Source organism: Gimesia algae (assembly GCF_007746795.1).
In the GTDB taxonomy this organism is placed as follows: domain Bacteria; phylum Planctomycetota; class Planctomycetia; order Planctomycetales; family Planctomycetaceae; genus Gimesia; species Gimesia algae.
Genome location: NZ_CP036343.1, coordinates 6,123,304 through 6,136,976, shown reverse-complemented (window position 1 = coordinate 6,136,976; position 13,673 = coordinate 6,123,304). Strand labels below are relative to the sequence as shown.

General features: G+C 51.1%; 6 protein-coding genes. 4 read left to right on the top strand and 2 right to left on the bottom strand.

Translation table 11 applies throughout. From position 1 onward, the window contains the following. Positions 1-19: 19 nt before the first annotated feature. Together Pan161_RS22865 and Pan161_RS22860 are read left to right on the top strand one after the other, a co-directional pair. Positions 20-1,402 (top strand): tetratricopeptide repeat protein, encoded by a 1,383-nt coding sequence (locus Pan161_RS22865; protein ID WP_145231067.1) that lies wholly within the window; start codon positions 20-22, stop codon positions 1,400-1,402. 541 nt (positions 1,403-1,943) lie between these two features. Next, the gene (locus tag Pan161_RS22860; RefSeq protein WP_145231066.1) at positions 1,944-6,770 is read left to right on the top strand and encodes a right-handed parallel beta-helix repeat-containing protein; all 4,827 of its coding nucleotides are present in this window, start codon (positions 1,944-1,946) and stop codon (positions 6,768-6,770) included. Between the two features lie 106 nt (positions 6,771-6,876). On the opposite strand, the gene Pan161_RS22855 is transcribed toward Pan161_RS22860, so the two are convergent. Together Pan161_RS22855 and Pan161_RS22850 are read right to left on the bottom strand one after the other, a co-directional pair. Next, positions 6,877-8,076, bottom strand: a complete 1,200-nt coding sequence (locus Pan161_RS22855) for a pyridoxal phosphate-dependent aminotransferase (protein WP_145231065.1) — start codon at positions 8,074-8,076, stop codon at positions 6,877-6,879. 243 nt (positions 8,077-8,319) lie between these two features. Continuing rightward, on the bottom strand, positions 8,320-9,240 hold the full coding sequence (locus Pan161_RS22850; protein WP_145231064.1) for a hypothetical protein: 921 nt from the start codon (positions 9,238-9,240) through the stop codon (positions 8,320-8,322). Between the two features lie 219 nt (positions 9,241-9,459). Between Pan161_RS22850 and sppA the strand changes: the two genes are divergently transcribed. Beyond that, entirely contained in the window at positions 9,460-11,268 is a 1,809-nt protein-coding gene (sppA, locus tag Pan161_RS22845; RefSeq protein ID WP_145231063.1) for a signal peptide peptidase SppA, read from the top strand. Positions 11,269-11,340: 72 nt separating this feature from the next. Further along, positions 11,341-13,671 carry an FG-GAP repeat domain-containing protein gene (locus tag Pan161_RS22840; protein WP_145231062.1) on the top strand — a complete coding sequence of 777 codons (2,331 nt, stop codon included), beginning with the start codon at positions 11,341-11,343 and terminating at the stop codon, positions 13,669-13,671. Positions 13,672-13,673: the final 2 nt, after the last annotated feature.

Genomic DNA, 13,673 nt, shown 5'->3' with positions numbered 1-13,673 from the left:
TTGAAGGAATTCCTCCGCGATGAAATGGAACCTGTCTGCCTGCTGCCTCAACCTTTCGCTGGCGATACTGATCGTCCCGTTTCTGCACTCCGAAGTCTGTCTGTCTCAAGACGCGAAGCCCACAGTGAAGCCGGAAACTCCGTCTGCCGAGACGCTGGAAAAACGAAAAGAAGCATTGGCTCATGCGCAACAGGGACAGGCACTGCTCAAGCAGAAAGACTGGAAAGGTGCAATCACTGAATTCGAAAAATCAGTTGAATTACAGCCTGAAAACAGCATGTTACATTATCTGCTGAGTGTTGCATATCTGGAAGGTTCCCAGGCCAGTAAAAGCTGGATTGAGATCCGCAAAGCGGTCCAGTTGGACACCGAAAATAAACGGGCAGCTCAGGATTTCTATAAATTCTGGAGTTTTTTCGATCGTAAAGGGATCCTGAATGTCGGGACGCCAGAGGTTGAAGTGCTCAAATTCCTGGGGAAACCTGACAGTCAGCGGGAGAATAAAGGTGAAACCCAGTTAATTTACGGATTCATGTGGCTCAACTTTCGTAATGCGAGTCTGTATGCCGTGATAGATACACGGGGATTGTCAGCGAAATATATGTCCGCCATCAAGTCGATGAAATTTCATCTGGGGGCTCCCTGGCGGGAAGGCTATCGCATGATGAATTCAACCAGCGCGCTGACCGAATTCGTGCTTCCCGAAGAAACAGTCCAGAAGTATCAGCAACTGTTCTCCACACAACGTCTGTTCAAACTCGGCGAGCAGCTCTCTGCCAGGGAAATGATGAACCGTATGAAGACCCTGGTTGAAAAGTCGTATGAACTGGAAGAGTGGAATGTCATTGAGGACGGTGAGAATGATATTCTGTATGAATGGCGGGTTGCCAAAAGTGACAAAACACCCGCACAGCATGAGATCAACAGAATGGTGCGCGGCGGGCGGGATCTGCATCGCCTGGGATATGTCACACGAAAACTGCCTCTCAAAGCAGCTGATCGTGAGCAATGGATCAACAAGCTGAAGGCAGCGGAGCTGATTCTGGCTCATCCCGAAACAGCGAAACTGACGGTCGCTCAGAAACAGGAACTGGTAGATCAGCTGAAACTGAAATCGAGGGAGATTATCGAGAAGCAATTGCAGTATATTCGTGAGGGAGATGTGGCCTCCATGCAGCCTTATTTTACGGAGCGTGTCAGAAAGTTGATCACAAAAGAATCACTCAATCAAGCGAAAGCACAAGCTGAATCAGCCACACCGGAGGAACTCGTCCATGATATTGAAATCCAGGAAATCGACGGGACTCTCCAGGCAAAAATCAAGATGAAAAATGGTCGAACACTGACGACACTGATCCCCGTCAATGGAAAATGGGAAGCCGACACAATCTGGTTTGAGTAATCCCTATCTTCTATCGTAAATTACCCATATGACCTGTGTTCTATGGTCCAGCGAATCGTTACTAACGGTAGTGATCAATGTTTCATGCATTCATCGCTGGTGACCCTGCTTTTCGACCCAAAAATATTGATTAATTTTTTAATCAGATTCTTCCGGGTCCCGCCTCTCTGTTGATTGTTCGGGAATGTTTTAAAGGTATGAAATGTAAGTACTTGCGATTTGTTGAGTATAGCGCGATTTCACTTCTTACCTGCTGGGTTTTCTCAGCACCCCTACGATTAGCATATTTCGTCTCAACTTCACAATGCGATTATTCCGAAAGATCAGAATAACCGCTTGTACCCGGATAATCGGAATAGTTTTACATCCGACCCGGGATGAGTGGAAGAATGGACCGGGTTCCACCCGCCTGTTCTCTTCGACCGGTTTTGCACACAGAGGATCAGACATCCTGTGAGTGAAAGAGCGGGAGATGATGAGGAACGAAGTTGATCGTCTGAAATCGTAAGAGACGAGTTATACATCGACGTTGGAGCATTCGATGAAGAAATTAAGTGTCAGCCTGGCCTGCTTCTTTTTAGCCTCTCAGTACGTACTGGTATCTGTATTTGCAGATCCAGCGTCCTCTGAAGGTAATCAAACAGAGGGACAAGCGACGATTGGTGAGCCAGCAGGTTCTGCTATCGTAGGAAATGTTTCTTCCGGTGTGTTCAGGCATGATTTTATTCCTGCGAACACAGTCCAGAGAAATGATGTTCCTGGTTTTACAACCATGAAGGATGTAAGTTACCAGGACAACTTACAGGGGTATGCTCCCTACAAATATCCTGATCCTCGGAGCATGGAAGTCCATGAATTCGTCGATAATGGAAACGGGTATCAGCCCATGGAAGTGGATGAGTTCCATCCCATCTTCCGCCTGGATAAAGGCATTGGTGGCGGTATTGGTTACGACGATGGTTATTCAAACCTGGGTGTCTTACTGCCGTTCACAATCAATCCTGAGCAGAGCATGCTCTTCCTTGATCTGCGGGCAATGGTCACCGACGAGGGGGCCGGTGGTGTCAACCTCGGGGCTGGCTGGCGGGCCTACAGTGATAATCTTGATAAGATTTTTACAGTGGCAGGCTGGTACGATTATGATGACGGACACTATCAGGATTACCATCAGCTCGGTCTGAGTGGTGAAGTGATTGGTCAGTATCTGACAACGCGTGTTAACGGATATTTCCCTATCAATAACAATGAGCTCATTATCTCTAATAACCTGTCTGGCAGTGCCTACTTCCAGTCAAATCGAATTTATCTGAACCGTACGCGACGATCTGAGTCGTCTTATGGTGGTGTCGACGCCGAGATCGGTGGTCCGCTGCCTGTCCTCGGAAAGTTTGGTATTGATGGCTTTGTGGGGGGCTACTATTACAACTCTGACCACGACAAGAGTGCGGCAGGTGTTAAGTTCCGTGCAGAAGCAAATATCAACGACTGGTGGCAGATGAGTGTCAGCTACGCCAAGGATGATGTCTTCGGTTCTAACGCCTGGATGAATGTAACCCTTTCGATTCCAGAAGGTCGATCTGACAAGTGGATGCGACCGAAAACGCTGCAACAGCGGATGTACCAGCCTATGAATCGTAATTACCGCGTTGTGGCCAACGTGAAAGAGACCACGACGAACGAGGTGGCCATCAATCCTGATGACGGCCTGCCTTATACCGTCGCCCACATTGACCCTGATTACGGAGCAACCGGCGATGGTACCTATGAAACACCATTCGGTTCTGTTACCGCTTATAATGCTTCTCCACCAACCACCACCACTGATATCATCTTCGTTCAGGACGGTAATGAGCTGAACCTGGATGGTCAGATCACCCTGCTGGATAACGGCGGAGGGATCGGTGGCGTCACCGGTCAGCGTCTGTTGAGTGAAGCAGTCGTGCATAGCTTTAACACACTGGATAACGATGGAAACGTCGTCAGTATTACTCTGCCAGGATACAATCCGGATGCCAGCCGACCCACACTCAGCAACTCCGCTGGTGCAGGTGGAGCGGCAGAAGCTGTGGTCATCGGGGAGGGGGGCGCCTGGGAAGTTTCTGGTTTCAATATCAGCGGGGCCCGGACAGCGGGAACGCCACATAACTATGGTATCTATTCGGCCGGGACACGTGGCTTTGATATCAACCGTAATACCTTTGTACTGTATAACCGCGGCGTAGATGTTGTTAATACTGCCAGTGAAACTGGTAATCTCTCCAGTAACACCTTTACAGGAGATGGTGCCAATTCTTTACATGGTGCCCGTATCACACAAACGGCTGGTACTCTGGAACTGGCGTTCCATGACAATACGGCCACGAATAATCTGGGAGTGGTTCCTCCAGGAACAGGAACCGGGTTTGAAATCATCGCGAACGGCGGAAGTTCTATTGATGGGGTAGGCACTGCCACGGATGGTGTCACCACCCTGGGTATCACCGGAAATACAGCAAATGCCAACGGGACCGGGATGATCATGACTGCCAATGGTGGTTCTACGATTGATACGGATTTCTCCACCAATACTTTCAGCAATAATATCAATGCCACAAGGGGTGGTCTGCAAGTGAATTCCAATGCGAGCACCATCGACTTCAACAGCTTTGATACGATCATAGCCAGCAACAACTCAGGCTACGGTATCGGTTTTAATGCGACTGCCGGCGGTACATTGTCTGCTTTATCAGATGGTGTAGATAATCTGGGTATGACAAACATCAATGCCAGTAACAACGCGATTGATGGTTTTGTTGCCACATCGGATGGTACCGGTTCAACCATCAATCTGAATATCGGTAATATCAACTCGACGGCAAACGTCTTCAGCAGTAACGGTCAGAACGGTATCAGCCTGAATACAACAAACGATGGTGCGATCGGCGGCAGTATTATCAACAACACTGCCACCGGTAACACACAGGATGGTTTAGCCATTACTCTAACCACAGGTACGATTGATCTGACCGGCTTTGGTTCGCCTTCCATCGGCAGTAACTCATTCACAGGCAATACCCGTCACGGGATGAGTATTGTGAACAACACCGGCGGTGTCTTCACAACCTCCCTGATTTCTGAGAACGATTTCAGTAACAATACAGCAGCCGGTATGTTCCTGGGCGGAGAAGCTCTGGGGGGAACTGATACAGCCGTCAATACGCTGGGCAGTATCGATTCCAACAATTTCAATCGCAACCTGACAGGAACCGACGGGATCTCGTTTGATACGAGCGATGTTCGGACAACGGCATCCATCACAAGGAATACCTTTGTCGGTCGCGCTCCGGATCTGCCCAATGGTGATGACGGTTCCGGTTTCGGTGTCGGCGGTACGGTTGATGGTACAACGACCATCGGCGGGAATGGCGGCGTGACCCTGGAGTTTGGTGATCTGGCAGCCATCGATAATGCTCTGACCAATACATTTCAGAACAACGGCGATGCCCATATCGGGTTGATGTTAATCGGGAATACAACCAACCAGGTTGACATTGATCAGCACAACTTTGATACCACCTTTGACACCACTTTAAGCAGTGAGTTTACCGGTGAGGGGGTCGGATTTATCGTGCGGGATACTGCTACCTTAACGAACAGCACGATTCAGCGGAGCGTCATCCAGAACAGTGCTGCGTCCGGTCTGTTGATGACCGTGACCGGGAACAACCTGGGTGACTTCGGTACGATCGACAACATCACAATTGGTGGCAGCTCTTCTGACTTCGGAAACCTGTTCACAAACAATGGAGGCAACGGCCTTGAAATGGAACGTACCTCTGATGGCGTGATGACCGATATCGACATCAGCTACAACACCTTTACCACAAATACTCTGGATGGTATCGATTTGACAGCGTCTGCTGCCAACAAAACTGATACCTACACCATCAACAATAATACAATCACGGATAATACTCTGAACGGTATTGATATCAGGGTCGAATCGGACGCCGTCTTATCTGCTGATATTGACAGCAACTTCATTACCGGTAACGACACCAATGGTATTCGCACCACTGAGCTTACTAATTCTGGAGGAGACGCCCGGGGTGTCACCGGAGACTGGACCCGCAACTACATTGCTGAAAACGCTGGCGATGGTATCCAACTGGCAGCTGCCTCTGATGGACTCGTCATCGGTAACGCGGCAGATTCTGCTCTGGGCAACATGATCGTAGATAACGGTGTCGACGGTATCGGCATCACGGGCGCTGGTACTGTCACGATTGCTCGCAACTATATCGCAGAGAATGCTGAAATCGGTATCGATATGGATCTGCCAGGCTATAACAACATGACCATTACCAACAACGATATCACCCGCAACGGTGGAGACGGTATTGAATTCATGAATGTCCTGTCAGGGCTTTATGACCTGAATATTGATGGCAACGTGATTGACTTCAACGGCGGTCGTGGCTTCGATGTCCTGGCTCGACCTGGTCTCGTTGGTTCAGCATCTACCATCAACATCGACTTTAACAATAACATCGTGAATGAAAACCGCCTGGAAGGGGTATATGTGGTCTACACTGCATCGCTCACACAGAACCAGACAGACCCCGCGACGACTGCTCTGGCTTCCGACGGAAGCCTCTTCCAGGATGTTTTTCTGAGAATGGATATGGATAATAACCAGATCATCGACAACGGTCGCGACAGCGGTTTCAGTTCAACTGGTCTGGTCGTTCGAGTCGGTACCACTCGCGCCTTTACTGGAACCGGCGGTTCACAGAATGACGGTGGGTTTGCCAGCAATGGTGCGGGTGTCTTCGATACATCAGGTGTGATTATGTCTGTCACAAATAATACCCTGACAGGTAACCTGGGTGATGATGTCTACTTTGAGTCCTTCACATCAACGGTTGATCCGGCTGCATCAGCCGGAACCTGGGGAGCCACTATCGACCCGACCGTCATCAATACCTTCCAGTCCGATGCACTCGCTCGACTGGACCTGTTGTGGGATAATAACACAGTCATCTCATCTGATACGACTAATGTCGGAGCCTTCTACAACAATGCAGATACCTTCAAATCACGTTTGAATACCACCAGCCCTCCCTTCGATGGACCATTCACTTCGACTACACGACGTCGTAATGCTCAACGTCAGGCTGCTCGTATCCCAGACTATATTGATCCGGGTGCAGGGAACTTCCTCTACTCAGGAATGGGAGCCAGTACCTTCCGTCTTGATACCTCAGGTGACATTGGCGGGATCTTTACCATGGACATAGATCCCTACCTCGAAACCGACGATGCCCGCGGTATCTACTATGGTGGGGTCATTCCTGGCGAAATGCCTTATGGCTGGGGACAGTACTAAGATCAAGACACTCGTCTGATCTGAGTATCAGTGAAAAACAAAAACACCATCCCGGGAAATCGGGATGGTGTTTTTTATTGTTGTGTCAGTTGAAATCAGGCGACTGTTAAGCCGGTGACAGAAACTGCTCGATGCGATCCAGGCCGGCCTCGAGGGTTTTCAGGTCCGTTGCAAACGACAGACGGACATAACCCGGTGCCCCAAAGGCATCGCCGGTCACCAGTGCCACGTGGGCTTCTTCCAGCAGCGCGGTGCAGAATTCGCTGGAATCGGTTACCACTTTGCCACCACCCAGTGGTTTGTTGAAGTGGGCACTCACATTGAAGAAGGCGTAAAACGCACCCCCTGGTTCCGCGAAGCTGATGTCCGGGAATTTTCGCAGGCGTTCCAGAACATACGCCCGACGTTCTTTGAACGCGGTCAGCATGTCGGCCACACTTTCCTGGGGACCGGACAGGGCAGCGATCGTCGCGGCCTGGCTGATGCTGCAGGGATTGGATGTCTCCTGGCTCTGCAGCTTGGTCATCGCGGCGGTTAACTCGGGGCTGGCCAGCGTCCAGCCAATACGCCAGCCGGTCATCGCGTAGGCTTTACTGACGCCACTCACAATAATCGTTAATGCAGCGACTTCGGGGCCAAAGGAAGCGAAGCTGCGGAATTCGGAACCTTCGTAGATCAGCTTTTCATAGATCTCGTCCGAGAGGACCGCCACATCTTTTTCAACCGCGACTTTCGCCAGTGCTTCCAGTGTTTCCACCGGGTAGGCGGCTCCGGTCGGGTTACACGGGTTATTGAGCATCATCAGTTTGGTTTTCGGAGTGATGGCAGCAGCGAACTGTTCTGCGTTCATGCAGAAGCCGCTCTCTTCTGATGTTTCGACCATCACGGGAGTGGCACCGGTCAGTTCAACCAGGGCACTGTAGCTCACCCAGTAGGGAGTCGGGATGATGACTTCATCGCCGGGTCCACACAAGGCGGTCAATACATTATGAATCGAATGCTTGGCCCCGTTGGAGACGACCACCTGGTTTGGCTGATAGCTCAAACCATAGTCACGCTGGTAGGCATCGCAGATCGCCTGTTTGACTTCGAGCGTTCCGGCCGCCGGTGTATAATGGGTCTGGCCAGCATCCATCGCGTCCTTTGCTGCCTGGCAGATATGAGCAGGGGTGGTGAAGTCGGGCTCTCCCAGGGTGAACTCGTAGACTTTGACGCCGGTACTTTTTAATTCCTTGGCTTTTGCTGCAGCGGCAATGGTCGCGGAAGGTTTGAGTTTCTGAACAGTAGCTGAGAGCTGCATCGACATAATGGTGATCTTTGTTCTCTGAATGAATAAAAGTGGGTGGATCTGAAAACCGATATCAGATCTCGGGAGTTCCCCCCCCGCAGACACCGGGGAAGCAAAGATGTTCGTAAACACCTGATTCTTTTCACCTGTGAGGACAGCGTCAAGTCTCGGGTGGCATTGTTTGCAAATCGAACAGGAATCCCGCCTGAAATCGGGTCAGGCAGGACAGGGGAGACTCGACTCTGAGCAGGCCAGTAACCTTCAGTGTGAGGCCGGCAGTTCGCTCTCTGCATTTTTACCCACTTCGTGGGCCGACATGTTCACCTGAATCAGGGAGGTCTGTTTGAACTCGGTTCGGGGCTGGGTTCCCCCCTTGGTTTCGCGTGTGATGACCACGGACCATTTGGCCACGCCGAACGGAATTTCGGATGTTCTCCAGATTTTGCCCTGGTTTTTGGACCGGGTCGTGGTGCTTTCACTGATGAAGGTCCCCTGGTATTCCCGCGCGGAGACAGTCGCAGCCGGTGTTTCCATACTGGCAGGCTCTCCTACGGAATCCCATTGGGTGTAGTGTTCCAGCATGGTGATCATGGGGTAGAATCGCAGCACGTTGGTTTTCAGTGGCTCGACAGGCCGGTCGCCGGTTTTTCGATAGCCGCGAATGATCGGCAGAAAGGTAATCGGCAGTTCATTTTTACCAATCGTCTCTTTGATCTCACCGTTGATCGCTTTTTCTGGAACCAGCACCTTATAAATTCGAGGTCCGGAAACCCCGGGAGCCACTCCGGATTCCGTTGATTTGCCGGTGATGCATTTGAACTCCAGCCAGCGACAGGCAGTCTGTGCCCCGTCGAAATCTGCCATTTCAGAGCCTACGGAACTGATGACCAGATGCCGCGTCCATTGTAGCTTGACGTTCAAATCATTGGATTCCGGGCCCGGCATCTCTTTTTCATAGGTCCCTTCATAGCGGACCCAGGAGCCATCGGCGGGCAGTTCCCAGATCAGTCCCTGTGCAGACAGGGGACCCGAGAAAGAAACAACGCAGAGCAGTGACAGAAATAAAGCACGTACAGACATGTTTGATAAACCACAGTGAGTACAGGGAAAGAAGCAGAGACCAGAGATCACGCGCGAATCCAGCGGTTCCAGTGTGACAAATGAAGCATCCTCTGACAACACTTTTTGGTTTTTCCCGCAGGAATTTTCTAAAGCAAAGACATTTCAGGGCGTATAACGGGAGCATCAGTCAACTCTTTCTTGACCGTAGCCTGTCGTTCCACTTAGACTGCTTATAGCAGTTAATACGAATTTAACGTTTTCCAGAGTGATCTCTTCTGCTGCAGCACAACGCTTCTGACTCTGCAAACAATACATACGTCCCTGTTCTGGAGATTTCTGATGTCGATGCCTGTTCATAAAAATTGTGGGTTCCTTGTTGCATTGCTGCTGGGATGTGCGTTCATTCTAACTCAAAACTCGGCTTCTGCTGCGGAAGAGGAAAAGAAGCCCACTCGCGAAAACTGGGCTCACATGGTGATCAAAGGCTCGTATCCTGAAGGTCCGCAGATGCCCGGCCTGTTTGGCGATGTCACCGAATCATTGTCCAAAGTAGTCTCACGGCTGGAAAAGGCGGCGGAAGATAAATCGCTGACCGGCGTCGTACTGCATTTCAAAGGGACTGAGCTCGGCTGGGCCAAATTGAATGAATTGCGACAGGCGATTAAAAAAGTTCGCAAGAACGACAAGAAAGTTTTCGCCTGGATTGAATCGGGGATGACCAAAGATTACCTGATCGCATCCGCCTGTGATCAGATCGTGATGCCCGAGTCGGCTTCACTGATCCTGCTGGGGCTGCGGGCGGAAGTCAGTTTTTATAAGAATCTGTTCGATATTCTTGATATCAAACCGGATATCCTGCGGGTCGGCAAATACAAGTCTGCTGCAGAACCTTACACGCGTACCGAAATGAGCGAGGCGTTTCGCGAAGAAATGGAAGCATTGCTCGATAATTATTTCGGACAGATTACGGATATGATCTCCGAATCCCGGGGATTGTCTGCTGAAAAAGTCGAAGCGGCCATCAACGGTGGTCCCTATATGGCAGCAGAAGCAAAGAAGCTGGGACTGATTGATCACATTGCCTATGAAGATCAGCTGCCCAGACTGCTCACGGGGGACAAAAGTAAAAACGAAGTCAAGCTGATCAAAAAGTATGCGAAAAAACGGGCCGACACCGATTTCTCCGGTATCGCCGGGCTGATCAAACTGATGGACCTGCTGGCCGGCATCGATTCCTCACAGCGCATCGGTTCGGGACCGCGGATTGCTGTGATTTATGCCACGGGGGCCATTATGTCCGGTTCGTCTGCTCAGGGAGGTCTCATGGGAGGCAATGTCCTGGGTTCAGACACGTTTATCAAGGCGGTCAAAAAAGCGGCCGACGATGATCAGGTCAAAGCCATAGTCCTGCGTGTCGACAGTCCGGGAGGCAGCGCCCTCGCCAGTGATCTGATGTGGCGCGCACTCGAAGAAGCCGGGAAGCCGGTTGTCGTCAGCATGGGTGATGTCGCCGCCAGTGGTGGTTACTATATTTCCATGGGGGCAGAACGCATTTTTGCCGAACCCGGTACACTGACCGGTTCGATTGGCGTGGTGGGCGGCAAACTGGCGATTGAAGGCCTCTACAAGAAAATCGGGATCACAACCAGTGTGATTTCGCGCGGCAGTAACAGTGGAACCTTCAGCCCGCTGAGTGGTTTTACGGAATCGGAACGCGTCGCCGTGACGGGAATGCTGAACGCCATCTATAAACAGTTTACCGAAAAAGCAGCCACCGGCCGCAAAATGGATTACGACAAACTGGAAGCACTGGCGCGAGGTCGGGTCTATACCGGAGAAATGGCGCTGAAATTAGGGCTCGTGGACCAGTTGGGAACACTGGATGAAGCCATCGAACATGCACGCAAACTCGGAAAAATCAAAGATGGTGAGAAGTTTGAAAAACTGATTCTCCCCCGACCGACCAGCCCGTTCGAGCAGTTGTTCGGCTCTGCCGATGGTGAGACACAGCAGCGTCAGCAGATCTCACGCATGCTGGATTCCATTGCACCGGGTCTGGCCGAACAGCTGAAAAAAATGGACCTGATCAATTTACTGGCACGGGAAAAGTCACTGACAATTATGCCGTTCGAGATTCGCGTCCAGTAAAGTTTCTGGTTATGCTGATCGAAATACAGAAAATCAACTCGTCGCAGTTTGGAAATACAGCAAGGAGACAGGATGTTAAACGGCTCAAGTAAATCAATCAGAGTTCTCTGCCTGACGCTGCTGGCTGTCTACTGCGTCGCAGGCGCAGAAACGCCTGTTATCGCAGACGATAAAGCAAAGCTGGGAGATTCGTATGGCTTTAAACCACTGGAACTCTTCAAGCTCTCCGACCGGTCCTCCAATATGCTGGCCCACGATCTGAACGGGGATGGACTGCATGATCTGATCCTGATTGACAACAGTAACAGCCGCATTGATGTGCTGCAGCAACGGGCACCCGGCGAAAAAGTCTCTCCCGATGAGATGACAGAAGAAGTCAACGGCATTCCCAACGATGCACGTTTAAAACACATCAAAATCCCCGTGGATGTCTCCATTTCTGCACTGACAGTGGGTGACTTCAATGGCGACGGCTTGAATGATCTGGCTTACCTGGCGGAACCGGACCGGCTGATTATCCGCTATCAGTCCAAAACAGGCGAATGGTCCGATCGCAAACGCATTCGACTGGCGGACCTGCAGTCAACCCAGTGGACGATCGCTGCTGGCGATTTGAACAATGATCAGAAAACCGATTTGATCGTTCTGGGCACGAACCATACCTATGTCATCCTGCAGGATCAGAAAGGGGAACTGGAAACGCCACGGCCGATTCTGAATACGTCACCTAAACTCGGGCTCGCTGCCATCGCCGATCTGAACGGGGATGGACGCAACGATTTTACGTATGCCACCCGCGACGGCAAAGATCAGATGCTCTGCGCTCGACTGCAGAAACCGGACGGCAACCTGGGACCGGAAATCCGGTTTGAACTTTCGAATCCACGTTCGGTCACATTGGCAGACATCGATAGCAAACCAGGTTCAGAAATTCTCACGATCGATTCGCAGACCGGGAGAATGAGAATTCAACAGCTCGAAAATTCGTCGACTCTCAATGGCGATCTTTCCAAACGACTGACCCTGTATGGTTTCGGCGAAGAAGGGTCAGGACGGAATCGCGGTTTTGATCTGGGAGATATTAACGGCGACGGAATCACCGACGTCGTTGTGTCTGACCCGGAAACTGCACAGATGCTGGTGTATCTGCAGTCGAAAGACCGGGGCCTGGATCTGGGGCAGACCTACCCGGGGCTGCAGGGGGTAGAACAGTTACGCATTGAAGATATCAACGGCGATGGACGGGCGGAAGTGTTCGTCCTCAGCGAACGGGAAAAGATTATCGGCGTCAGCTCATTTGAAAATCAGCGGCTCGCCTTTCCCAAGATCCTGCCGATCAAAGGTGAGCCCGTTGCCTTTGAAATGGCAGACCTGGATGGCAACAAGTCACCCGAATTAATCTATGTCGCACGGAACAACAGGAATATGTCTGAGCTCCGGGCATTAAAGTTAAATCCAGACGGTTCCTGGTCCGACTATCAGTTTCCCAGTGATCCACCCAACCTGGATTCCCCGAAATCATTAGTCAAACTTGATGCCAACGGCGATGGAGTGTTTGAACTGATGGCGTTTTACGGGCTCTCCCGTTCTCCCAAAATGGTCACCCTGACCCCCAAACAGACGCCACAACTGATTACCCCATCCGGGGGGATCAATCTGGATGAAATTAAACCGGAATCCATTTTCATTGGCGGCCCGAAACGGGACTGGATTCTGACGGCGCAGAACAATTTTGCCCGCAGGCTGGTTTTGAATTCCGACAATCAGTGGCAGGTGCTCGATCAATTTAATGCACCCGAAAGTAAAGCCCGCGTGGTCGGGGCCGTCAACATTAACCTGGATGGCGAGCCCGGTGATGAAATCGTGCTGGTCGATCTGGGTGTGCAGAAACTGCGCATCCTGCGAAAAGAAGCCAATGTCTATCGTCCCTGGAAAGAAGTGGAGATCGGCGAATTTCCCTTCCTGTCCGCGCATGTCGCTGACTTGAATGGAGATCAACAGCCCGATCTGGTTTTGTTCGGTCGTGGCCAGTTCGGGATCCTCTACTCAGGCCAGACACCTCCCACTTTAAAAGATGTGGCCTCATATGAATCGAAAATTCCGCAGGCCTATTTTACCGACTCCGTCGCCGGTGATCTGAACGGCGATGGTCAGTCGGACGTTGTCATCCTGGACTTGCGCACGCATCATGTGGAAATCCTGAGTTTCCAGGAACACGAGGGCCTGAAGCACGCTTTGAACTTCAAAGTCTTCGAAGAGAAAACATTTTCCCGATCCAACCGGTCGGGCTCGGATCCACGGGAAGCAGTCATCGCCGACCTGACCGGTGATAATCGAAAAGATCTCATCCTGCTCTGCCACGATCGCGTGTTACTTTACCCTCAGGATGACGGCAAAAAATAATC

Excerpts from the sequence above, each read along its gene's own strand:
- Pan161_RS22865 (WP_145231067.1), top strand. The coding sequence starts at position 20 with ATGAAATGGAACCTGTCTGCCTGCTGCCTCAACCTTTCGCTGGCGATA.
- Pan161_RS22840 (WP_145231062.1), top strand. The coding sequence starts at position 11,341 with ATGTTAAACGGCTCAAGTAAATCAATCAGAGTTCTCTGCCTGACGCTG.
- Pan161_RS22855 (WP_145231065.1), bottom strand. The coding sequence starts at position 8,076 with ATGTCGATGCAGCTCTCAGCTACTGTTCAGAAACTCAAACCTTCCGCG.
- sppA (WP_145231063.1), top strand. The coding sequence starts at position 9,460 with ATGTCGATGCCTGTTCATAAAAATTGTGGGTTCCTTGTTGCATTGCTG.
- Pan161_RS22860 (WP_145231066.1), top strand. The coding sequence starts at position 1,944 with ATGAAGAAATTAAGTGTCAGCCTGGCCTGCTTCTTTTTAGCCTCTCAG.